This is a genomic window from Burkholderia cenocepacia (genome assembly GCF_900446215.1).
In the GTDB taxonomy this organism is placed as follows: domain Bacteria; phylum Pseudomonadota; class Gammaproteobacteria; order Burkholderiales; family Burkholderiaceae; genus Burkholderia; species Burkholderia cenocepacia.
Genome location: NZ_UAQZ01000018.1, coordinates 1 through 21,225 on the forward strand (window position 1 = coordinate 1; position 21,225 = coordinate 21,225).

Genomic DNA, 21,225 nt, shown 5'->3' on the forward strand with positions numbered 1-21,225 from the left:
ACGCGCGCCATTTACATCGAGTGCGCATGTACAAGCATGGGATCCGAAGATCATGTCTGCTCCTTCTGCCGTAACGGTCGGCATTGACGTCGCAAAAGCTCACGTCGATGTTTCCGTACTGGGTGCCAATCTGGACATCCGTCGATTCAACAACGATGCCGAGGGCCACTCGGCCCTGGCTGTTGCCCTTCAGCCGCTGAACGTGCAGTTGGTCGTGATGGAGGCGACCGGTGGCTACGAGACCGAGCTGGCGTGCGCCTTGCAAGGTGCGGGTTTGCCGGTCGCTGTCGTCAACCCTCGGCAAGCACGCGATTTTGCCCGCTCGATGGGACGTCTGGCGAAAACCGATGCCATCGACGCACGTATGCTTGCCGAACTGGCTTCCGTGCTACTGCGTCGGGACGATCTGTCCCGCTTGCTACGTCCCGTTCCCGACGAGCGGCAGCAGTGGCTGGCTGCACTGGTGACCCGACGGCGCCAACTACTCACCATGCTCCTTTCGGAGCGACAGCGGCTCCAGATCACGCCGGTTGGTCTGCATTCAAGTCTGCTGGCTATCATTGCCGCCATCCAGGCACAACTCGATGACATTGACGCTCAGATGGTCGCTCATGTACGCCAGCACTTCGGTGAACTCGACCGCCTGTTGCAGTCCACACATGGAATTGGCCCGGTATCCAGCGCCTGCCTGATCGCAGAACTGCCCGAATTGGGCCGGCTCAATCGCCGTCAGATTGCAGCCCTCGTTGGCGTCGCTCCCATTGCTTGCGATTCCGGCTTACGTAATGGGCGACGACGGGTTCAAGGTGGCCGCTTCGCGATCCGTCGCGTGCTGTACATGGCTACATTGACTGCCACACGCTACAACCCCGCCATCAGAGCCTTCTATCAACGCCTGAAGGCCGCCGGCAAACTGTCCAAGGTCGCGCTTGTTGCCTGCATGCGCAAGCTCCTAACCATGCTCAATGCCATGGTCAAAACCAACACGCCTTGGGACGATTCACTTCATCGGGCTTGACTCGGAAGACGGTTACTCAGTTCGCCACGCGCTTCGGCGCACCGCCGCCGACGCAGCGATCGTCGCGGTATAGCGCCCACTCCTCGCACACGCGGCCATCCTTGAACACGCACATCCCGACCTGCCCGCTCGACAGGTTGCGGATCACGTGGCGACCGCCGAGCTTCTCGCAGTTGACCGACGCGGGATTGGCCAGCGCCACCTGCGCGGGCGGCTGCTGCCCGGGCGGCAACGGTTGGGCGAACGCGCCGGGCGCGACCAGCGCCAGCGCACAGAGGACGACCAGACGGACGGACATTGCACGCTCCTCGTTTTCGTTCGCGGAATGGTCAGGATAGCGGGGATTGCGCAGCCGGTGTGCAAGGCCGGCGCTCATCGCGAGGCTGTCGCGCCGGCGCAACCCCGCCGATGCGCGGCGTCACGGCCGCATGCGCCGCCGCGCACCGCCCGTCACACGGCGCCGACGAGCCGGTAGCCGACGCCCGTCTCGGTGACGATGTGCTCGGGCTGCGCGGGATCGGCCTCGAGCTTCTGGCGCAGGTGCGCCATGTAGATGCGCAGGTAGTGATGGCTCTCGACGTGCGACGGCCCCCACACGTCACGCAGCAGCTGGCGGTGCGTGAGCACGCGCCCCGCGTGACGCACGAGCGTCGCGAGCAGCCGGTATTCGAGCGGCGTCAGGTGCACGATCGCATCGTCGCGCCATACCTGGCGCAGCGCGAGATCGACGGTCACGCTGCCGAAGGTCACCTTCGGCGACTCGTTCGCGCCGCCCTGGTTGCGCCGGCGCAGTTGCGCGCGCATCCGCGCGCGCAGTTCGGACACGCCGAACGGCTTGGTCAGGTAGTCGTCGGCGCCCGCATCGAGCGCCGCGACCTTCTCCTCTTCCTGCGTGCGGGCGGACAGCACGATCACCGGCACCTCGGACCAGCCGCGCAGTTCGCGGATCACGTCGAGGCCGTCGGTATCGGGCAGCCCGAGGTCGACGATCACGAGGTCGGGCTTGCGCGTCGCCGCGTCGATCAGCCCCTGCTTGCCCGTCTCGGCCTCGAACACCGCGATGTCCTCCTCTTCGAGCGCGGCGCGCACGAAGCGGCGGATCTGCTTTTCGTCCTCGATCAGGACGACGGTCAGGCTGGGTTCACTCATGGTCTGGCAATGACTCGGATGGGGGCGATGCGCCCGGCAGGTCGGGTTCGTCGTCGGACACGGCCGGCGCGGCCGGCGGCGTGTCGACCGGCAGCGTGAACCAGAAGCGCGCGCCCGTCACGTGGCCGTCGGGCGCGGTGCGGTTCAGCGCGCCGATTTTACCGCCGTGCGCCTCGACGATCGCGCGGCAGATCGCGAGGCCGAGCCCGATGCCCGGCGTCGCCGATTCCTTCTCGCCGCGCGTGAACTTGTCGAAGATCCGCGTTTCCATGCCGGCCGGCAGGCCCGGGCCGTGATCGTCGACGTGCACGCGCACGAATGGCTGCCCGTCGTCGGTCACGCGCTCGGCGCCGATGTCGAGCGACGTATCGGGCGGCGTGTACTTCGCCGCGTTCTCGAACAGGTTGGTGAACAGCCGCTCCATCAGCACCGCGTCCATCTGCAGCAGCGGCAGGTCGGCCGGCAGCGCGACGCGCGCCGGATGGCGCGCGAGCACCCGCCGGCAGGCGGCGAGCGCGGCGCCGACGGTTTCCTCGAGCAACGACCACTGGCGCTTGAGCTGCAGGCTGCCGGCCTGCAGCCGCGCCATGTCGAGCAGGTTCGTGACGATGCCCGTCATGCGCAGCGCCTCGTCGTGGATCGCGTCGACGAGTTCGCCCTCGCGCTGCGCGAGCCGCGCGGCCGCCGCGGCGTCGCCCGCCTGTGCGGCCGCGCGCCCGTTCGCGAGCATCGACGAGAAGCCGACGATCGTCGTGAGCGGCGTGCGCAGGTCGTGCGAGATCGCCGACAGCAGCGAGTTGCGCAGCCGTTCGGATTCCATGTTGACGAGCGCGTCGCGCGCGATCTCGACGTAGTGCACGCGCTCCAGCGCGAGCGCGATCTGCGCGGCGAATGCGTCGAGCATCCGCTGCTGCTCGGGCACCTCGAGTTCGCGCGGCTCGCGCGACGCGACCGCGAGCACGCCGCGCGTGCGCATCGGCGCCTTCAGCGGCAGGTACAGCGCGGCCGTCGCCGGCAGCGTATCGGTGCCGCGGCCGGCCGGCTTCTGCTGGTCGTACACCCACTGGCCGACGTCGCTGTCGAGCTCCGCGCCCGTCAGCGTGACGGCCGCGTCGGGCTCCTCGATCTTCTGCCGCACCTGGTCCGCGCTGTCGGGCAGCAGGAACGCGACACGCGCGCGGAACACCTCGCCGACGTGGCGGCTGCCGATCTCGACGATCTGCTCGGTCGTCAGCGCCGCGCCGAGTTCGCGCGCCATCGCGTAGATCGCGCCGGTGCGGCGCTCGCGGCGCTGCGCGACGCTCGCCTGGCGCGTCAGCGTCGATGTCAGGTGGCTGATCACGAGCGACGTCAGCAGCATCCCGAAGAAGGTCAGCAGGTATTGCGTGTCGCTGACCGAGAACGACATGCGCGGCGGCACGAAGAAGAAATCGAACGCGGCCACCGAGAGGAACGACTGCAGCACGCCCGGGCCGCGCCCGAGCCGCACGGCCGAGAACACCACGCCGAGCAGGTACAGCATCACGAGATTCGTGAGGTCGAGCCGCCCGGACACGACGCTCGCGACGACGGTGATCGCCGCGCAGATCGCGGCCGCATACGCGTAATGGCGCGGCGGCGAGCGGTGCGTGCCGAACTGCGCGAACGCATCGCGCCAGTCGCGCGCCCGCGCGTCGAGCGGCGCGGCGCGCGCCTCGTCGCTCGCGGATGCGCGAATCAGCATCAGGTCGACGTCGCCCGCGCGTTCCGCCAGTTGTTCGCCGAACGGCCGCGCAAAGCGGCGCGCGAGCCCCACCTTCGGCGAGCCGCCCGCGACCAGTTTCGACACGTTGCGCACCTTCGCATAGCCGATCAGCGCGGCGACCGCGTCGGCGCCGGCGAGCGTGGCCGTCTCCGCGCCGAGCTCGGCCGCGAGCTTCAGCGCGTCGAGGGTGCGCTGCCGCCGCGCGTCGGGCAGCCGCTGCAGGCGCGGCGTCTCGACGTACACGGCGATCCAGTCGGCCTTCAGGCTCGCCGCGAGCCGCGCGGCCGCGCGCACCAGCGTCGGCGCTTCGGGGCCGGGCCCGACGCACACCAGCAACCGCTCGCGCGCCTGCCAGATGCGCTGGATCGAACGGTCGGCGCGGTACTCGCGCATCTGCGCGTCGACGCGATCGGCCGTGCGCCGCAGCGCGAGTTCGCGCAGCGCGATCAGGTTGCCCTTGCGGAAGAAGTTGCGCACCGCGCGCTCGGCCTGCTGCGCGAGATAGACCTTGCCGTCGCGCATCCGCTCGAGCAGTTCCTCGGCCGGCAGGTCGACGAGCGTGACTTCGTCGGCCGCGTCGAACACGCGATCGGGCACGGTCTCCCACACGCGGATGCCGGTGATCGCGCCGACCACGTCGTTCAGGCTTTCGAGATGCTGGACGTTGACGGTCGTATAGACGTCGATGCCCGCGTCGAGCAGCTCGTAGACGTCCTGCCAGCGCTTCAGGTGGCGTGCGCCCTGCACGTTCGAATGCGCAAGCTCGTCGACGAGGATCAGTTGCGGCGCCCGCGCGAGCGCGCCGTCCAGATCGAATTCGGCGAGCGTGCGGCCGCGATAGTCGATGCGGGCGGGCGGCAGCACGTCGAGGCCGTCGAGCAGCGCGGCGGTCTCGCTGCGGCCGTGGGTCTCGACGATGCCGACGACGACGTCGACGCCATCCTGCCGGCGCTGGCGCGCGGCCTGCAGCATCGCGTAGGTCTTGCCGACGCCGGCGGACGCGCCGAAGAAGATCTTGAGCTGGCCGCGCCGCTGCTTTTCTTCATCTCGCTGCAGCTTGTCGAGAAGTTGGTCTGGATCGGGACGGTTCATGCGTGAGGAAAGCGGAGCGCCCGGATGCGCGCGAGTACGAGCATTGTGGTTCCAAATCGCCGCAAAAGGCAAAGACGGCGCAAGCGCCGTCGGGAAAAGCGCGTCCGGCGCGGCTCAGGCCGCGCCGGACGCCGGTCGGCACGCGCGATCGGTCAGTGCGCGGCCTGCGCGGCGTCGAGCGCGAGATTCAGCTTCAGCACGTTCACGCGCGGCTCGCCGAGCACGCCGAACTGGCGGCCCGTCGTGTTCGCGGCGACGAGTTGCGCGACCGCGTCCGGCGCCAGATGGCGCGCCTTCGCGACGCGCTCGACCTGGTACGCGGCCGCCGCCGGCGTGATTTCCGGATCGAGGCCGCTCGCCGACGCGGTCACGAGGTCGACCGGCACCGGTTTCGACAGGTCGGTCCCGGCGTCGCGCAACGCGGCGATGCGCGCCTTCACCTGGTCGGGAAGCGACGGGTTCAGCGGCCCGAAGTTCGAGCCGCCCGAGCCGGCCGCGTTGTACGGCATCGGCGCGGTGGCCGACAGCCGGCCCCAGAAATACTTCGGCGCATCGAACGGCTGGCCGATCAGCGCGGAGCCGACGACCTTGCCGTCCTGCTCGATCAGGCTGCCGTTGGCCTGCGACGGAAACACCGCCTGACCGAACACGGTCATCACGGCCGGGTAAGCGAGCCCCGTCACGGCGGTCAGGATCACGAACAGCACGACGAGCGGGCGAATCAACGATTTCATGATGGTTCCTTCCAGTGCGGCCGGCTCAGGCCCAGCCGAGCGCGGCGAGCGTCATGTCGATCAGCTTGATGAACGGGAACGGCAGCAGCACGCCGCCGAGGCCGTAGACCAGCAGGTTGCGGCGCAGCAGCGACGCGGCGCCGAGCGGCCGATAGGTCACGCCCTTCAGCGCGAGCGGAATCAGCGCGACGATGATCAGCGCATTGAAGATCACGGCAGACAGGATCGCGGACGCCGGCGACGTCAGGTGCATGATGTCGAGCACGCGCAGTTGCGGGTAGGTCGTCACGAACGCGGCCGGGATGATCGCGAAATATTTCGCGATGTCGTTCGCGATCGAGAACGTCGTCAGCGACCCGCCCGTCATCAGCATCTGCTTGCCGATCTCGACGATCTCGATCAGCTTGGTCGGGTTCGAATCGAGGTCGACCATGTTGCCGGCTTCCTTCGCCGCCTGCGTGCCGGTGTTCATCGCCACCGCGACGTCGGCCTGCGCGAGCGCCGGCGCGTCGTTGGTGCCGTCGCCCGTCATCGCGACGAGGCGCCCGGCCGCCTGATGCTCGCGAATCGTCGCGAGCTTGGTTTCCGGCGTCGCTTCCGCGAGGAAATCGTCGACGCCCGCTTCCGCCGCGATCGCCGCGGCCGTCAGCCGGTTGTCGCCCGTCACCATCACGGTCTTGATGCCCATCTTGCGCAGTTCCGCGAAGCGCTCCTTGATGCCGCCCTTCACGATGTCCTTCAACTCGATCACGCCGAGCACGCGCGCCGCCCCGTCCTGCAGGTCGGCGACGACGAGCGGCGTGCTGCCGCGGCGCGCGACGTCGTCCACCGCGCGGCGCACTTCCTCGGGGAAGCGGCTGCCGTGGGTTTCGACGTAGCGGCGGATCGCGTCGGCCGCGCCCTTGCGGATCTCGCGACCGGGCAGGTCGACGCCGCTCATCCGCGTCTGCGCGGAAAAGCCGAGGAACGTCGCGTGCAGTTGCGCCATGTCGCGCTGGCGGATGTTGAAGCGCTCCTTCGCGAGCACGACGATGCTGCGCCCTTCCGGCGTTTCGTCCGCGAGCGACGACAGTTGCGCGGCATCGGCCAGCGCTTCCTCGGTCACGCCCGGCGCCGGCACGAACGTCGACGCCTGACGATTGCCGAGCGTGATCGTGCCGGTCTTGTCGAGCAGCAGCACGTCGACGTCGCCGGCCGCTTCCACCGCGCGGCCCGACGTCGCGATCACGTTCGCCTGCATCATCCGGCTCATCCCGGCCACGCCGATCGCGGACAGCAGCCCGCCGATCGTCGTCGGGATCAGGCACACGAGCAGCGCGACCAGCGCGGTGATCGTCACCACGTGGCCGGCCTTCATCGCGTCGACCGAGAACATCGAGAACGGCAGCAGCGTCGCGGTCGCGAGCAGCATCACGATCGTCAGCGCGACGAGCAGGATCGTCAGCGCGATCTCGTTCGGCGTTTTCTTGCGCTTCGCGCCTTCGACCATCGCGATCATCCGGTCGAGGAACGCCTCGCCGGGGTTCGCGGTGACCTTGACGACGATCCAGTCGGACAGCACGCGCGTGCCGCCCGTCACCGACGAGAAGTCGCCGCCCGATTCGCGGATCACCGGTGCGGATTCGCCGGTGATCGCCGATTCGTCGACCGACGCGACGCCGTCGACGACCTCGCCGTCGGCCGGGATCACGTCGCCGGTCTCGACGAGCACGACGTCGCCCTTGCGCAGGTCGGACGCGGTCGTGATGCGGATCGGCGACTTCGGATGCGGCTCGTTGAGCTTCTTCGCCATCACGTCCTTCTTCGCGCTGCGCAGCGATGCGGCCTGCGCCTTCGAACGTCCTTCGGCGAGCGCTTCGGCGAAGTTCGCGAACAGCACCGTGAACCACAGCCACAGCGTGACCGCGAGGATGAAGCCCGCGGGCGCCTCGGCCTGGCCGGCGAGCGCCGCGATCCACAGGATCGTGGTCAGGATGCTGCCGACGTACACGCAGAACATCACCGGGTTGCGGAACTGCGTGCGCGGCGTGAGTTTCTTGAACGAGTCCACGATCGCCGGGCGCAGCAGCGCCGGGTCGAACATGGACCGTGTTGCGGAATGTTGAGTCATTGCGATCTCTTCAAGCTCTTCAGTCTTTTCAACGTGTCGCCATGCGGGCGCGCATCACGCGCCCAGCCACATCATCAGGTGCTCGACGCCCGGCCCGAGCGCGAGCGCCGGCACGTAGGTCAGCGCGCCCACCAGCAGCACGGTGCCGAGCAGCAGCACGACGAACAGCGGCCCGTGGGTCGGCAGCGTGCCGCTCGTCACCGCGATGCGCTTCTTCGCGGCGAGGGAACCGGCGATCGCCAGCACCGGCACGATCGTGCCGAAGCGGCCGAACCACATCGCGATCGCGGTCATCCAGTTGTAGAACGGCGTGCTGACCGTCAGGCCCGCGAACGCGCTGCCGTTGTTGTTCGCGGCCGAGCTGAACGCATAGAGGATTTCCGAGAAGCCGTGCGGGCCGGGGTTCGCAATGCCGGCCTTGCCCGCATCGGCGAGCACGGCGATCGACGTGCCGACCAGCACGAGCAGCGGCGTGAGCAGCACGACGATCGACACCATCTTCATCTCGTACGACTCGATCTTCTTGCCGACGTATTCCGGCGTGCGGCCGATCATCAGGCCGGCGACGAACACCGCGAGCAGCGCGAACACGAGCATCCCGTAGAGACCCGAGCCAACGCCGCCGTAGACCACTTCGCCGAGTTGCATCAGCAGCATTGGCACGAGACCGCCGACCGGCGTCAGCGAATCGTGCATCGCGTCGACCGCGCCGCACGACGCGGCCGTGGTCGCGACCGTGAAGATGCCGGTCTGCGCGATCCCGAAGCGCGTTTCCTTGCCTTCCATGTTGCCGCCCGACTGCAGCGCGCCCGCCGACTGGTCGACGTGCAGCGCGGCGAGCGTCGGGTTGCCGGCCTGCTCGGCACTCACCTCGACGCCGATCGCGATCGTGAACGCGACTGTCATCGCCGCGAGCACCGCGACGCCCTGCCGGCGGTCGCCGATCATGCGGCCGAACACCAGGCACAGCGCGGCCGGGATGATCAGGATCGCGAAGATCTCGATGAAGTTCGCGAACGGCGTCGGGTTCTCGTACGGGTGCGCGGAGTTCGCATTGAAGAAACCGCCGCCGTTGGTGCCGAGCATCTTGATCGCTTCCTGCGACGCAACCGGGCCCATCGCGAGCGTCTGCTTCGTGAGCGGGGTCGGCACCGTGACCGCGTTGCCCTTGTCGTCCTTCACCGGGTTGCCCTGCGCATCGAGCTTCGGCGCCGCGTAGGTGCTCGCCTGCAACACCGGCACGTCCTGGTACGCCTTCATGTTCTGCAGCACGCCCTGGCTCATCAGCAGCGCGGCGACGAGCGCCGCCATCGGCACGAGCACGTACAGCGTCACGCGCGTGAGGTCGACCCAGAAGTTGCCGATCGTCTGCGCGGTGTGGCGCGCGAAGCCGCGGATCAGCGCGATCACGACGACGATGCCGGTCGCCGCCGACAGGAAGTTCTGCACCGTCAGGCCGAGCATCTGCGACAGATAGCTGACGGTCTGCTCGGGCGCGTAGTCCTGCCAGTTCGTGTTGGCGACGAAACTGACGGCCGTGTTGAACGCGCCGTCGGGCGTCATCGCGCCGAACTGCTGCGGGTTGCCCGGCAGGAAGCCCTGCAGGCGCAGCAGCCCGTAAAGGAACAGCACGCCGAGCGCGTTGAACGCGATCGTCGCGACCGCATACTGCTTCCAGTTCATCTCGGTGCCGGCGTCGACGCCGGCCACGCGGTACAGCGCGCGTTCGAGCGGCCCGAACACGCGCACGACGCGCGAACTGCCGTCCATCACCGCGCTCAGGTAGCGCGCGACCGGCACGGCCGCCGCCAGCAGCACGACGATGAACAGCAGCGTCTGCAACAGGTTGTTCGCGTTCATTCGATGTCCTCCGCGCGCAGCAGCGCAAAGACGAGATACGCGAACAGCAGCGCGGTCGACGCACCAGCCAGCCAAAGCATCCAGGTCATGCCCGCCCCCCGCGACCGTATTGCGCGAGCGTGTCGCAACCGGCAAGCAAACCGAGGGTCAGCGCGGTGAAGAGCACCAGTGCGCCGATGAAAACCCCATCCATTTTTATGTTCTCCGTCGTCGAAATCGGACGACTAGAACCTTATGGGAACGCGCGTAAAGGGCGGGTCAAAGGTATCGGGGCGGGTGTAAAAAACGCGTAAACGCGCGGGGCGGGACGGATGCGAATCGAGGCGGGACGGACGGCGCCGGGGCGCCGCCCGCAACAGGCGCATGCCGGCGTCGCGCCGGCATGCGGGGACGGGTCAGGGAACGAGGATCGTCGAGCCGGTGGTCTTGCGTGCTTCCAGATCGGCATGCGCGCGGCCGACTTCGGCGAGCGGGTAGCGCTGGTTGATGCTGGTCTTCACCTTCCCCGACAGGATCACGTCGAACAGCTCGGCGGCCGCGGCCTCGAGATCGGCGCGCTTCGCGATGTACGAGAACAGCGTCGGCCGCGTGAAGAACAGCGAGCCGCGCGACGAGAATTCCTTCGAGTCGATCGGCGGCAGCGGGCCCGACGCATTGCCGAAGCTGACGAAGTAGCCGAGCGGCGCAAGGCAGTCGAGCGAGCCGATGTAGGTGTCCTTGCCGATCGAATCGTAGACGACCGGCACGCCCGCGCCGTTCGTGATTGCCTTCACGCGCTGCGTGAAATTCTCGCGCGTGTAGACGATCGGGTGGTCGCAGCCGTGCGCCTTCGCGAGTTCGGCCTTCTCGTCGGAGCCGACCGTGCCGATTACGGTCGCGCCGAGCGCCTTCGCCCACTGGCATACGAGCAAGCCGACGCCGCCGGCCGCCGCATGGATCAGGATCGTGTCGCCGGCCTTCACCGGGTACGTGCGGCGTAGCAGGTAATGCGCGGTCAGGCCCTGCAGCATCACCGACGCCGCGTCGTCGTAGCCGATGCCGTCCGGCAGCTTCACGATGCGCTCGGCCGGCATCACGCGCTCTTGCGCATACGCGCCGGGCGGCTGGCCGACATAGGCGACACGGTCGCCGGCCTTGAACGCGGTCACGCCGTCGCCGACGGCCGTCACCTCGCCCGCCGCCTCCATCCCGAGGCCGCCGGGCAGCGGCTGCGGATACAGGCCCGTGCGGAAATACACGTCGATGTAGTTGAGCCCAACGGCGTGTTGCCGGATGCGGACTTCGCCCGCCTTCGGCGCGCCGACCTCGACATCGACCCACTTCATCACGTCCGGGCCGCCCGGCTGGTCGTATCGGATTGCTTTCGGCATCGTTTTGCTCCTCTTCTGTCTGTCAGTCAGGAAAACCCGGGGCGCCGATGCGCGCGTCGCACCGATTCGTGCAGGAGCCGGCAGGCGCGCGTGGCGACGCACGATTCTCGCGCGTCGCCGCCGTCCGTGCATGGCCCTGCCACCGGCAGGGACAATCGGACGCGGCCCGCGCCTAGCAAACGTCCTGCATGTTCCGCGCCAGATCGTCGAGCAGCATCCGCGCGGTCGCGACGTTGGTCGCCACCGGCACGTCGTGCACGTCGCACGCGCGCACCAGCGCGGTGATGTCGGGATCGTGCGGCTGCGCGGTCATCGGGTCGCGCAGGAACACGACGATGTCGACGCGGCCGTCGGCGAGTTCCGCGCCGATCTGCAGGTCGCCGCCGAGCGGCCCCGACAGCTTGCGCTCGACCTCGAGCCCGTGCGCGGCCGCGATGCGGCCACCCGTCGTGCCGGTGGCGACCAGCCGGCATTGCGCGAGCGTCTCGCGATACTGGCCCGCGAGCGCGACGATCTCGTCCTTCTTCGCGTCGTGCGCAATCAGTGCGATGCGGGGTTTGCTCATCTCCAGTTCCTTCGTCGTTCGGTTGTCGTTGTCGTCGTGAATCGAAAAGCGCGGGTCAGAACGTACCCGGATATGCGCCGCCGTCGAGCAGCCAGTTCTGCCCGGTGATGTAGCCCGCATGGACGCTGCAGAGGAACGCGCAGGCCGCGCCGAACTCGGCGCGGGTGCCGAGGCGCCCGGCCGGAATGTCCCTGGTGCGACGCGCACGCATCTCGTCGACCGTCACGCCCTGCGCCTGCGCCGACGCGGCGAGCGTCGTCGCGATCCGGTCGGTGTCGAACAGCCCCGGCAGCAGGTTGTTGATCGTCACGCCCTGCCCCGCGACCTTGCGCGACAGCCCCGCGACGAAGCCGGTCAGCCCCGAGCGCGCACCGTTCGACAGCGCCAGCACGTCGATCGGCGCCTTCACGGCCGAACTCGTGATGTTGACGATCCGGCCGAAGCCGCGGCCGATCATCCCGTCGACGGTCGCGCGGATCAGCTCGATCGGCGTCAGCATGTTCGACTCGAGCGCACGGATCCAGTCGTCGTGCGAGAAGTCGCGGAAGTCGCCGGGCGGCGGGCCGCCGGCATTCGTCACCAGAATGTCCGGCTGCGGGCACGCGGCGAGCGCGGCCGCGCGGCCGTCCGGCGTCGTGATGTCGCAGGCGACCGCCGTGACCGACACGTTCGCGCCGGCCCGGATCTCTTCCGCGGTTTCCTCCAGCGTGTCGCGCGTACGCGCGACGATCACGAGGTTCACGCCCTCCGCGGCCAGCGCTTCCGCGCAGCCGCGCCCGAGGCCCTTGCTGGCCGCGCATACGAGCGCGGTCTTTCCTTCAATGCCGAGATCCATCGTCGCTTCCCTGGTGGCGCGCGTGCCGGCGCGGCCCCGTGTGGCCGCCGACGGGCGGGCGAACGGGCGTGCGCGGCACGCGGATTGTCGTGAGACGTCGATAATATCCGGATCGCGCGGCGCGCCTTGGTAAAATTGCGGCCATAAGCGACGGCCGGCCCGTGCCCGCCGCCGCCCCGATCCCCTTTTGCCGCCAAGGCACCCCGTCATGAAACAGGACAGCCGTTTCCCGAACCTCTTCATCACCGATCACCCGCTGATCCAGCACAAGCTCACGCACATGCGCGACAAGGACACGTCCACGCGCACGTTCCGCGAACTGCTGCGCGAGATCACGCTGCTGATGGGCTACGAGATCACCCGCAACCTGCCGATCACGACCAAGCGGGTCGAAACCCCGCTGGTGGCGGTCGACGCGCCGGTGATCGCGGGCAAGAAGCTCGCGATCGTGCCCGTGCTGCGCGCGGGCATCGGGATGTCGGACGGCCTGCTCGACCTGGTGCCGTCCGCGCGCGTCGGCCACATCGGCGTGTACCGCGCCGACGACCACCGCCCGGTCGAATACCTGGTGCGCCTGCCTGACCTGGAAGACCGCATCTTCATCCTGTGCGACCCGATGGTCGCGACCGGCTATTCGGCCGTGCACGCGGTCGACGTGCTCAAGCGCCGCAACGTGCCGGCCGCGAACATCATGTTCGTCGCGCTGGTCGCCGCGCCCGAGGGCGTGCAGGTGTTCCAGGACGCGCACCCGGACGTGAAGCTGTTCGTCGCGTCGCTCGACTCGCACCTGAACGAGCACGCGTACATCGTGCCGGGCCTGGGCGACGCGGGCGACCGCCTGTTCGGCACCAAGAACTGACTCGCCGGCGCCGCCTGCCGCGCGGCCCGGCGCGCCGCGACGGCCGCCCCGGCCGTTCGGCCATGCGCGGCGGCCCCGAACCGGCGGTCGCCGCGTGATAAAATCACGATCCACTCGACACGCGCGGCCCCGCGGCTTCATGCCCGCCGAAACGGCCGCCGATTCAACGACACACTGAAACAATCGCCCGCGCTGCGCGCCCGGGCACGGAGAAAGGTATGGCTGGTCATTCGAAATGGGCCAACATCAAGCATAAGAAGGCTGCGGCCGACGCGAAGCGCGGCAAAATCTGGACCCGCCTGATCAAGGAAATCCAGGTCGCGGCGCGCCTCGGCGGCGGCGACGTCAACTCGAACCCGCGCCTGCGTCTCGCGGTCGACAAGGCAGCCGACGCGAACATGCCGAAGGACAACGTCAAGCGCGCGATCGATCGCGGCGTCGGCGGCGCGGACGGCGCGAACTACGAAGAAATCCGGTACGAAGGCTACGGCATCAGCGGCGCGGCGATCATCGTCGACACGCTGACCGACAACCGCACCCGCACGGTCGCGGAAGTGCGCCACGCGTTCTCGAAGTTCGGCGGCAACATGGGCACCGACGGCTCGGTCGCGTTCATGTTCGATCACGTCGGCCAGTTCCTGTTCGCGCCCGGCACGTCGGAAGACGCGCTGATGGAAGCCGCGCTCGAAGCCGGTGCGAACGACGTGAACACGAACGACGACGGTTCGATCGAGGTGCTGTGCGACTGGCAGGCATTCTCGGCGGTGAAGGACGCGCTCGAAGCCGCCGGTTTCAAGGCCGAACTCGCCGAAGTGACGATGAAGCCGCAGAACGAAGTCGAATTCACCGGCGACGACGCGGCGAAGATGCAGAAGCTCCTGGACGCGCTCGAGAACCTCGACGACGTGCAGGACGTGTATACGAACGCCGTCATCGTCGAGGAATGAGATGCCGGCCGCCGCGCACCTGTCGCGGCGGCGGCCCGACCGATTCCGCGGCCGGCGCGCCTGAGCGTGCCGGCCGCCCTGTTTTCTAGTCTGCGGGGAATCCCATGAAACTACTCGTCGTCGGTTCCGGCGGCCGCGAACATGCACTGGCGTGGAAGCTCGCGCAGTCGCCGCGCGTCCAGATGGTCTACGTCGCGCCCGGCAATGGCGGCACGGCGCAGGACGAGCGTCTGAAGAACGTCGACATCACGTCGCTCGACGAACTCGCCGATTTCGCGGAACGCGAAGGCGTCGCGTTCACGCTCGTCGGGCCGGAAGCGCCGCTCGCGGCCGGCATCGTCAACCTGTTCCGCGCACGCGGCCTGAAGGTGTTCGGCCCGACCCGCGAAGCCGCGCAGCTCGAAAGCTCGAAGGATTTCGCGAAGGCGTTCATGAAGCGCCACAACATTCCGACCGCCGACTACGAAACCTTCTCCGATGCGGCCGCCGCCCACGCGTACCTCGACGCGAAGGGCGCGCCGATCGTCGTGAAGGCCGACGGCCTCGCGGCCGGCAAGGGCGTCGTCGTCGCGATGACGCTCGAAGAGGCGCATGCGGCCGTCGACATGATGCTGTCGGGCAACAAGCTCGGCGATGCCGGCGCGCGCGTCGTGATCGAGGAATTCCTCGATGGCGAGGAAGCCAGCTTCATCGTGATGGTCGACGGCAAGCACGCGCTGGCACTGGCTTCCAGCCAGGACCACAAGCGCCTGCTCGACGAGGATCGCGGCCCGAACACCGGCGGCATGGGCGCGTATTCGCCCGCGCCGATCGTCACGCCGCAGATGCACGCACGCGTGATGCGCGAGATCATCATGCCGACCGTGCGCGGGATGGAGAAGGACGGCATCCGCTTCACCGGCTTCCTGTACGCGGGCCTGATGATCGACAAGGACGGCAATCCGCGCACGCTCGAGTTCAACTGCCGGATGGGCGACCCGGAAACGCAGCCGATCATGGCGCGCCTGAAGAGCGATTTCTCGAAGGTCGTCGAACAGGCGATTGCGGGCACGCTCGACACGGTCGAGCTCGACTGGGATCGCCGCACCGCGCTCGGCGTCGTGCTGGCCGCGCACGGGTACCCGGACGCGCCGCGCAAGGGCGACCGCATCAACGGGATCCCGGCCGAAACCGAACAGGCCGTGACGTTCCATGCGGGCACGACGCTCGCCGACGGCGACAAGCTCGTGACGTCCGGCGGCCGCGTGCTGTGCGTGGTCGGCCTCGCCGATTCGGTGCGCGAAGCGCAGCAGCATGCGTACGACACGATCAACCAGATCAACTTCGAAGGCATGCAGTACCGCCGCGACATCGGCTTCCGCGCGCTCAACCGCAAGAGCGCGTGACGTCGCCATCGCCGCCCCGCGCCCGCGCGGCGGCGGCCCCTCTGCCGGGGTTCGATAGAATGCCCGGCAGACGCTTTTTTTACGGCCCCCGCGTCAGGCGGGGGCAGCCAGTCCAGACATGACCGATTCGACCTACGACGTGGCGCGTGTGCGCACGTACCTCCAGGGCCTGCAGACACGGATCGCCGACGCGCTCGGCGCGCTCGACGGCACGCCGCTCGCGACCGACACGTGGCAGCGCGGGCCGGCCGAACGCCTGCGCGGCGGCGGCTGCACGCGGATTCTCGAAGGCGGCCGCGTGTTCGAACGCGCGGGAATCGGCTTTTCCGACGTGGCGGGCGATGCGCTGCCGCCGTCGGCGAGCGCAGCGCGCCCGCAGCTCGCGGGCCGCGGCTTCGAGGCGCTCGGCGTGTCGCTCGTTTTGCACCCGCGCAATCCGTACTGCCCGACCGTGCACATGAACGTGCGGATGCTGATCGCGACGAAACCGGGCGAAGCGCCCGTGTTCTGGTTCGGCGGCGGCATGGACCTGACCCCGGTTTACGGTTTCGAGGACGACGCGCGGCATTTCCACCAGACCTGCAAGGATGCGCTCGATCCGTTCGGCATCGAGCTCTATCCGCGCTTCAAGCAGTGGTGCGACGAATACTTCTTCCTGAAGCACCGCAACGAGACGCGCGGCATCGGCGGGATCTTCTTCGACGATTTCTCGGAGCCCGGTTTCGAACGCTCGTTTGACCTGATGCAAAGCGTCGGCGATGCGTTCCTGCACGCTTACCTGCCGATCGTCGAGCGCCGCGCCGAGCTGCCGTACGGCGAGCGCGAGCGCGACTTCCAGGCCTACCGCCGCGGCCGCTACGTCGAATTCAACCTGGTGTTCGACCGCGGTACGCTGTTCGGCCTGCAAAGCGGCGGCCGGACCGAGTCGATCCTGATGTCGATGCCGCCGGTCGCGAACTGGCGCTACAACTGGCAACCCGAGCCGGGTTCGGCGGAAGCGCGGCTGTATAGCGACTTCCTCGTGCCGCGCGACTGGGTCTGAGCCCGCGCCCCCCGCTGCCCCAACGAAAGGACGCGTTTCTGGACACCACCGCCCGCCCCGCCCCGCTGCCGCGCCGTATCGGCTTGCTGGGCGGCACCTTCGACCCGATCCACGATGGCCATCTCGCGCTCGCGCGCCGGTTCGCCGAGCTGCTCGACCTGACCGAACTCGTATTGCTGCCCGCCGGGCAGCCGTACCAGAAGCGCGACGTGTCGGCCGCCGAGCACCGGCTCGCGATGACGCGCGCGGCCGCCGGCACGCTGTCCGTGCCGGGCGTGACCGTAACGGTCGCCACCGACGAGATCGAGCACACCGGCCCGACCTACACGGTCGAGACGCTCGCGCGCTGGCGCGAGCGGATCGGCCCGGATGCGTCGCTGTCGCTGCTGATCGGCGCGGACCAGCTCGTGCGCCTCGATACGTGGCGCGACTGGCGCACGCTGTTCGACTACGCGCACATCGGCGTGTCGACGCGCCCGGGCTTCGAGCTCGGCGCGGCGCCGCCGGACGTCGCGCGGGAAATCGCCGCGCGGCAGGCCCGCGCCGACGTGCTGAAGGCCACGCCGGCAGGCCGCCTGCTGATCGATACGACCCTTTCGTTCGACATCGCCGCGACCGACATCCGCGCGCACCTGCGCGAATGCATCGCACGCCATGCGCAAATGCCCGACGCGTCGGCCGAACATGTGCCGGCCGCCGTATGGGCCTATATTCTTCAACATCGCCTCTACCATTCCTGAATCCATGGATATTCGCAAACTGCAGCGCGTGATCGTCGACGCCCTCGAAGACGTCAAGGCGCAAGACATCAAGGTGTTCAACACCAGCCACCTGACCGAACTGTTCGACCGCGTGGTCGTCGCATCGGGCACCTCCAACCGCCAGACCAAGGCGCTCGCGTCGAACGTGCGCGACAAGGTCAAGGAAGCCGGCGGCGACGTCGTCAGCTCCGAAGGCGAGGACACCGGCGAATGGGTGCTGGTCGACTGCGGCGACGCGGTCGTGCACATCCTGCAACCGGCGCTGCGCCAGTACTACAACCTCGAGGAAATCTGGGGCGACAAGCCCGTGCGGATGAAGCTCGGCGGCGGCAAGGGCAACGGCTTCGCGACGGCGAGCGAAGACGACGAGGAAGAGGAAGAAGCGCCCGCACGCCCGGCGCGCAAGACGGCCGCCCGCCGCCGTTAAGCCGCCACGCGTGTCCCGATGAAGCTTTTCATCCTCGCGGTCGGCCACAAGATGCCGGGCTGGATCGCCTCCGGCTTCGACGAATACACGAAGCGGATGCCGCCCGAGCTGCGCATCGAGTTGCGCGAAATCAAGCCCGAACTGCGTTCGGGCGGTCGCAGCGCCGAAAGCGTGATGGCGGCCGAGCGGCAGAAGATCGAGGCCGCGCTGCCGAAGGGCGCGCGCCTCGTCGCGCTCGACGAGCGCGGCCGCGACTGGACCACGATGCAGCTCGCGCAGGCGCTGCCCGGCTGGCAGCAGGACGGCCGCGACGTCGCGTTCGTGATCGGCGGCGCCGACGGGCTCGATCCGGAACTGAAAGCGCGCGCCGACGTGCTGCTGCGCATCTCGAGCATGACGCTGCCGCATGGCATGGTGCGCGTGCTGCTCGCCGAACAGCTTTACCGGGCGTGGAGCATCACGCAGAATCACCCCTACCACCGCGCATGACGTGTCGTCCTCGAGACGCGCGCCGCGCGCGCTCAACGAGATAACGACACCATGCCGTCCAGCACGTCCCCCGCGCTTTTTCCGACCCCGCTTTTCCAGACGCTTTACCTCGCTTCGCAAAGCCCGCGCCGCCAGGAGCTGCTGCAGCAGATCGGCGTACGCTTCGAGCTGCTGCTGCCGCGCCCCGACGAGGACGCCGAGGCGCTCGAGGCCGAACTGCCCGGCGAAGCCGCCGACGCGTACGTGCGGCGCGTCACCGTCGCGAAGGCCGAGGCCGCGCGTGCCCGCCTCGTCGCGAGCGGCAAGCCGGCCGCGCCGGTGCTGGTGGCCGATACGACCGTGACGATCGACGGCGCGATCCTCGGCAAGCCGACCGACGCCGACGATGCGCTCGCGATGCTCACCCGCCTCGCCGGCCGCGAACACGCGGTGCTGACCGCCGTCGCCGTGATCGACGCCAGCGGCGAGCTGCTGCCGCCCGCGCTGTCGCGCTCGTCGGTGCGCTTCGCGGCCGCGTCGCGCGACGCATACGTGCGCTACGTCGAAACCGGCGAGCCGTTCGGCAAGGCCGGCGCGTACGCGATCCAGGGCCGCGCGGCCGAATTCATCGAGCGAATCGACGGATCCCATTCAGGTATCATGGGTCTGCCCCTTTTTGAGACTGCCGCGCTGCTGCGTACCGCACGCGTCGCCTTCTGAACCGCACCATGAACGAAGAAATCCTGATCAACCTCACGCCGCAGGAAACGCGCGTCGCACTCGTCCAGCAAGGCGCGGTGCAGGAGCTTCACGTCGAGCGCACGCTGTCGCGCGGGCGGGTCGGCAACATCTATCTCGGCAAGGTCGTGCGCGTGCTGCCCGGCATGCAGTCGGCGTTCATCGACATCGGCCTCGAGCGCGCGGCGTTCCTGCACGTCGCCGACATCTGGCATCCGCGCCTCGCGGGCGAGCCGCAGTCGGGCGCGCCGCACCAGCCGATCGAGAAGATCGTGTTCGAAGGCCAGACGCTGATGGTCCAGGTGATCAAGGATCCGATCGGCACGAAAGGCGCGCGGCTGTCGACGCAGGTCAGTATCGCGGGCCGCACGCTCGTCTACCTGCCGCAGGAACCGCATATCGGCATCTCGCAGAAGATCGAAAGCGAGGCCGAGCGCGAGGCCGTGCGCGCGCGGCTGACCGCCGTGATCCCGCCGGACGAGAAAGGCGGCTACATCGTGCGGACGATCGCCGAGGACGCCACCTCCGACGAGTTGGCCGGCGACGTCACGTACCTGCGCAAGACGTGGGCGACGATCGTCGCGCAGGCGCAGCGGCTGCCGGCGACAAGCCTGCTGTACCAGGATCTCGATCTCGCGCAGCGCGTGCTGCGCGATTTCGCGAACGACGACACGACGCGCATCCAGGTCGATTCGCGCGAGACGTACACACGTCTCGCGGAGTTCGCGGGCGAGTTCACGCCGGCCGTGAGCCCGAAGCTGCATCACTACACGGGCGAGCGGCCGCTGTTCGACCTGTACAACATCGAGACGGAGATCCAGCGCGCGCTGTCGCGCCGCGTCGACCTCAAATCGGGCGGTTACCTGATGATCGACCAGACCGAGGCGATGACGACGATTGACGTGAACACGGGCGGCTATGTCGGTGCGCGCAACTTCGACGACACGATCTTCAAGACCAACCTCGAGGCCGCGCACACGATCGCGCGGCAACTGCGGCTGCGCAACCTCGGCGGGATCATCATCATCGACTTCATCGACATGGAGAACGCCGAGCATCGCGACGCGGTGCTGTCCGAGCTGAAGAAGGCGCTCTCGCGCGACCGCACGCGCGTGACGGTGAACGGCTTCTCGCAACTCGGGCTCGTCGAGATGACGCGCAAGCGCACGCGCGAATCGCTCGCGCACGTGCTGTGCGAACCGTGCCCGACCTGCCAGGGCAAGGGCCAGGTGAAAACGTCGCGCACCGTGTGCTACGACATCCTGCGCGAGATCCTGCGCGAATCGCGGCAGTTCAACCCGCGCGAGTTCCGCGTGATCGCCGCGCAGCAGGTGATCGACCTGTTCCTCGATGAAGAGTCGCAGCATCTGGCGATGCTGATCGACTTCATCGGCAAGCCGGTGTCGCTGCAGGTCGAGTCGAATCTGAGCCAGGAGCAGTACGATATCGTGCTGATGTAACCTTCCGCCCATCCGCCGCCGGCAGCACCGCGCGGCGCCCCGCTGCGGTGGCCGGGCTGTTCGCGCATGCCGCGCCGGCACCTGCCGCCGCCCTTTCATTGACCCTTTTCGCATTCACCCCACACCATGAGCCAAGGCCACAACCGCCGCCAGCGCAAGAAACTCCACATCGGCGAATTCCAGGAACTCGCGTTCAACGCCACCGCGCACTACCGCAACGACATGACCGACCTCGAGCGCGGCCAGTTGATCGATGCGTTCATCGACTTCGTCGAAGCGAACGGGCTGCTGACCGTCGCGTCCGCGGACGAAGGCATCGGCGCGTACGTGATCTCCGGCGCGCCGCGCGGCACGACGACCGACGCGGACCGCGAACTCGTGCGCGGATGGCTGGCCGCCCGTCCGGAACTGACGGACGTCAAGGTCAGCGAATTCACCGACGCGTGGTATCCGGACGCCTGATTGCCCGGCTTCACGCTGCTTCAAACGGCGCCCGCGCCTGCCCGCCATCACGGCGGGCCAGGCCGGCGTCGCGTGTTTCCCCTTCCGCCGCCCCTCTCCTCCCCGGCACCGGCTCACACGATTCGCGCCGCGTCGACCGTGATTACCCCGATTTCCGCAGTGAATCGGACGCTTACTTCAATTTAACGATCGTTAAAAG

Annotated in this window: 21 protein-coding genes; 11 read left to right on the plus strand and 10 right to left on the minus strand. The window is 68.4% G+C overall.

The features are described 5' to 3' along the window. Nucleotides 1-52: 52 nt before the first annotated feature. Entirely contained in the window at nucleotides 53-1,018 is a 966-nt protein-coding gene (locus DTA15_RS36510) for an IS110-like element ISBcen8 family transposase (RefSeq protein WP_006476181.1), read from the plus strand. Between the two features lie 16 nt (nucleotides 1,019-1,034). On the opposite strand, the gene DTA15_RS36515 is transcribed toward DTA15_RS36510, so the two are convergent. From DTA15_RS36515 to DTA15_RS36560, 10 genes are all read right to left on the minus strand, one after another. Beyond that, a complete protein-coding gene (locus DTA15_RS36515; RefSeq protein WP_006483516.1) occupies nucleotides 1,035-1,316 on the minus strand; it encodes a DUF333 domain-containing protein in 282 nt (93 codons plus the stop codon). A 152-nt stretch (nucleotides 1,317-1,468) separates the two neighbouring features. Continuing rightward, a complete protein-coding gene (gene kdpE, locus DTA15_RS36520; RefSeq protein ID WP_006483513.1) occupies nucleotides 1,469-2,167 on the minus strand; it encodes a two-component system response regulator KdpE in 699 nt (232 codons plus the stop codon). After that, complete coding sequence (locus tag DTA15_RS36525; RefSeq protein ID WP_012492741.1) at nucleotides 2,160-5,003, minus strand: DUF4118 domain-containing protein; 2,844 nt, start codon at nucleotides 5,001-5,003, stop codon at nucleotides 2,160-2,162. Before DTA15_RS36525 ends, kdpE begins: the two co-directional genes overlap by 8 nt. A gap of 152 nt (nucleotides 5,004-5,155) precedes the next feature. After that, on the minus strand, nucleotides 5,156-5,737 hold the full coding sequence (kdpC, locus tag DTA15_RS36530) for a potassium-transporting ATPase subunit KdpC (RefSeq protein ID WP_006481872.1): 582 nt from the start codon (nucleotides 5,735-5,737) through the stop codon (nucleotides 5,156-5,158). Nucleotides 5,738-5,762: 25 nt separating this feature from the next. Next, on the minus strand, nucleotides 5,763-7,847 hold the full coding sequence (gene kdpB, locus DTA15_RS36535; RefSeq protein WP_006481873.1) for a potassium-transporting ATPase subunit KdpB: 2,085 nt from the start codon (nucleotides 7,845-7,847) through the stop codon (nucleotides 5,763-5,765). Nucleotides 7,848-7,901: 54 nt separating this feature from the next. After that, nucleotides 7,902-9,707, minus strand: a complete 1,806-nt coding sequence (kdpA, locus tag DTA15_RS36540) for a potassium-transporting ATPase subunit KdpA (RefSeq protein WP_006481875.1) — start codon at nucleotides 9,705-9,707, stop codon at nucleotides 7,902-7,904. Next, nucleotides 9,704-9,796 carry a K(+)-transporting ATPase subunit F gene (gene kdpF, locus DTA15_RS36545; protein WP_006752209.1) on the minus strand — a complete coding sequence of 31 codons (93 nt, stop codon included), beginning with the start codon at nucleotides 9,794-9,796 and terminating at the stop codon, nucleotides 9,704-9,706. Before kdpF ends, kdpA begins: the two co-directional genes overlap by 4 nt. A gap of 306 nt (nucleotides 9,797-10,102) precedes the next feature. After that, nucleotides 10,103-11,077: a quinone oxidoreductase family protein gene (locus DTA15_RS36550; RefSeq protein WP_006481869.1), complete on the minus strand. Its 975-nt coding sequence runs from the start codon at nucleotides 11,075-11,077 to the stop codon at nucleotides 10,103-10,105. Nucleotides 11,078-11,249: 172 nt separating this feature from the next. Continuing rightward, nucleotides 11,250-11,642 (minus strand): methylglyoxal synthase, encoded by a 393-nt coding sequence (locus tag DTA15_RS36555; protein ID WP_006478230.1) that lies wholly within the window; start codon nucleotides 11,640-11,642, stop codon nucleotides 11,250-11,252. A 55-nt stretch (nucleotides 11,643-11,697) separates the two neighbouring features. Continuing rightward, nucleotides 11,698-12,477: an SDR family oxidoreductase gene (locus tag DTA15_RS36560; RefSeq protein WP_006481870.1), complete on the minus strand. Its 780-nt coding sequence runs from the start codon at nucleotides 12,475-12,477 to the stop codon at nucleotides 11,698-11,700. 208 nt (nucleotides 12,478-12,685) lie between these two features. Between DTA15_RS36560 and upp the strand changes: the two genes are divergently transcribed. From upp to DTA15_RS36610, 10 genes are all read left to right on the plus strand, one after another. Continuing rightward, a complete protein-coding gene (gene upp / locus DTA15_RS36565; protein WP_006481871.1) occupies nucleotides 12,686-13,336 on the plus strand; it encodes a uracil phosphoribosyltransferase in 651 nt (216 codons plus the stop codon). A gap of 218 nt (nucleotides 13,337-13,554) precedes the next feature. After that, a complete protein-coding gene (locus DTA15_RS36570; protein WP_006478227.1) occupies nucleotides 13,555-14,283 on the plus strand; it encodes a YebC/PmpR family DNA-binding transcriptional regulator in 729 nt (242 codons plus the stop codon). A gap of 104 nt (nucleotides 14,284-14,387) precedes the next feature. Next, on the plus strand, nucleotides 14,388-15,668 hold the full coding sequence (purD, locus tag DTA15_RS36575) for a phosphoribosylamine--glycine ligase (RefSeq protein WP_006484263.1): 1,281 nt from the start codon (nucleotides 14,388-14,390) through the stop codon (nucleotides 15,666-15,668). A 118-nt stretch (nucleotides 15,669-15,786) separates the two neighbouring features. Continuing rightward, nucleotides 15,787-16,710 (plus strand): oxygen-dependent coproporphyrinogen oxidase, encoded by a 924-nt coding sequence (hemF, locus tag DTA15_RS36580; protein WP_006484264.1) that lies wholly within the window; start codon nucleotides 15,787-15,789, stop codon nucleotides 16,708-16,710. A 14-nt stretch (nucleotides 16,711-16,724) separates the two neighbouring features. After that, on the plus strand, nucleotides 16,725-17,450 hold the full coding sequence (locus tag DTA15_RS36585) for a nicotinate-nucleotide adenylyltransferase (protein WP_077184383.1): 726 nt from the start codon (nucleotides 16,725-16,727) through the stop codon (nucleotides 17,448-17,450). A 4-nt stretch (nucleotides 17,451-17,454) separates the two neighbouring features. After that, complete coding sequence (gene rsfS, locus DTA15_RS36590; RefSeq protein ID WP_006484266.1) at nucleotides 17,455-17,898, plus strand: ribosome silencing factor; 444 nt, start codon at nucleotides 17,455-17,457, stop codon at nucleotides 17,896-17,898. Between the two features lie 18 nt (nucleotides 17,899-17,916). Further along, nucleotides 17,917-18,387 (plus strand): 23S rRNA (pseudouridine(1915)-N(3))-methyltransferase RlmH, encoded by a 471-nt coding sequence (gene rlmH, locus DTA15_RS36595; RefSeq protein ID WP_006484265.1) that lies wholly within the window; start codon nucleotides 17,917-17,919, stop codon nucleotides 18,385-18,387. 51 nt (nucleotides 18,388-18,438) lie between these two features. Beyond that, on the plus strand, nucleotides 18,439-19,086 hold the full coding sequence (locus DTA15_RS36600; RefSeq protein ID WP_006492981.1) for a Maf family protein: 648 nt from the start codon (nucleotides 18,439-18,441) through the stop codon (nucleotides 19,084-19,086). A gap of 8 nt (nucleotides 19,087-19,094) precedes the next feature. Next, nucleotides 19,095-20,564 (plus strand): ribonuclease G, encoded by a 1,470-nt coding sequence (gene rng / locus DTA15_RS36605; RefSeq protein WP_006490773.1) that lies wholly within the window; start codon nucleotides 19,095-19,097, stop codon nucleotides 20,562-20,564. Between the two features lie 126 nt (nucleotides 20,565-20,690). Then, the gene (locus DTA15_RS36610; protein ID WP_006490771.1) at nucleotides 20,691-21,026 is read left to right on the plus strand and encodes a YggL 50S ribosome-binding family protein; all 336 of its coding nucleotides are present in this window, start codon (nucleotides 20,691-20,693) and stop codon (nucleotides 21,024-21,026) included. Nucleotides 21,027-21,225 lie beyond the last annotated feature (199 nt).

Excerpts from the sequence above, each read along its gene's own strand:
- DTA15_RS36510 (WP_006476181.1), top strand. The coding sequence starts at position 53 with ATGTCTGCTCCTTCTGCCGTAACGGTCGGCATTGACGTCGCAAAAGCT.
- DTA15_RS36515 (WP_006483516.1), bottom strand. The coding sequence starts at position 1,316 with ATGTCCGTCCGTCTGGTCGTCCTCTGTGCGCTGGCGCTGGTCGCGCCC.
- kdpE (WP_006483513.1), bottom strand. The coding sequence starts at position 2,167 with ATGAGTGAACCCAGCCTGACCGTCGTCCTGATCGAGGACGAAAAGCAG.
- DTA15_RS36525 (WP_012492741.1), bottom strand. The coding sequence starts at position 5,003 with ATGAACCGTCCCGATCCAGACCAACTTCTCGACAAGCTGCAGCGAGAT.
- kdpC (WP_006481872.1), bottom strand. The coding sequence starts at position 5,737 with ATGAAATCGTTGATTCGCCCGCTCGTCGTGCTGTTCGTGATCCTGACC.
- kdpB (WP_006481873.1), bottom strand. The coding sequence starts at position 7,847 with ATGACTCAACATTCCGCAACACGGTCCATGTTCGACCCGGCGCTGCTG.
- kdpA (WP_006481875.1), bottom strand. The coding sequence starts at position 9,707 with ATGAACGCGAACAACCTGTTGCAGACGCTGCTGTTCATCGTCGTGCTG.
- kdpF (WP_006752209.1), bottom strand. The coding sequence starts at position 9,796 with ATGACCTGGATGCTTTGGCTGGCTGGTGCGTCGACCGCGCTGCTGTTC.
- DTA15_RS36550 (WP_006481869.1), bottom strand. The coding sequence starts at position 11,077 with ATGCCGAAAGCAATCCGATACGACCAGCCGGGCGGCCCGGACGTGATG.
- DTA15_RS36555 (WP_006478230.1), bottom strand. The coding sequence starts at position 11,642 with ATGAGCAAACCCCGCATCGCACTGATTGCGCACGACGCGAAGAAGGAC.
- DTA15_RS36560 (WP_006481870.1), bottom strand. The coding sequence starts at position 12,477 with ATGGATCTCGGCATTGAAGGAAAGACCGCGCTCGTATGCGCGGCCAGC.
- upp (WP_006481871.1), top strand. The coding sequence starts at position 12,686 with ATGAAACAGGACAGCCGTTTCCCGAACCTCTTCATCACCGATCACCCG.
- DTA15_RS36570 (WP_006478227.1), top strand. The coding sequence starts at position 13,555 with ATGGCTGGTCATTCGAAATGGGCCAACATCAAGCATAAGAAGGCTGCG.
- purD (WP_006484263.1), top strand. The coding sequence starts at position 14,388 with ATGAAACTACTCGTCGTCGGTTCCGGCGGCCGCGAACATGCACTGGCG.
- hemF (WP_006484264.1), top strand. The coding sequence starts at position 15,787 with ATGACCGATTCGACCTACGACGTGGCGCGTGTGCGCACGTACCTCCAG.
- rsfS (WP_006484266.1), top strand. The coding sequence starts at position 17,455 with ATGGATATTCGCAAACTGCAGCGCGTGATCGTCGACGCCCTCGAAGAC.
- rlmH (WP_006484265.1), top strand. The coding sequence starts at position 17,917 with ATGAAGCTTTTCATCCTCGCGGTCGGCCACAAGATGCCGGGCTGGATC.
- DTA15_RS36600 (WP_006492981.1), top strand. The coding sequence starts at position 18,439 with ATGCCGTCCAGCACGTCCCCCGCGCTTTTTCCGACCCCGCTTTTCCAG.
- rng (WP_006490773.1), top strand. The coding sequence starts at position 19,095 with ATGAACGAAGAAATCCTGATCAACCTCACGCCGCAGGAAACGCGCGTC.
- DTA15_RS36610 (WP_006490771.1), top strand. The coding sequence starts at position 20,691 with ATGAGCCAAGGCCACAACCGCCGCCAGCGCAAGAAACTCCACATCGGC.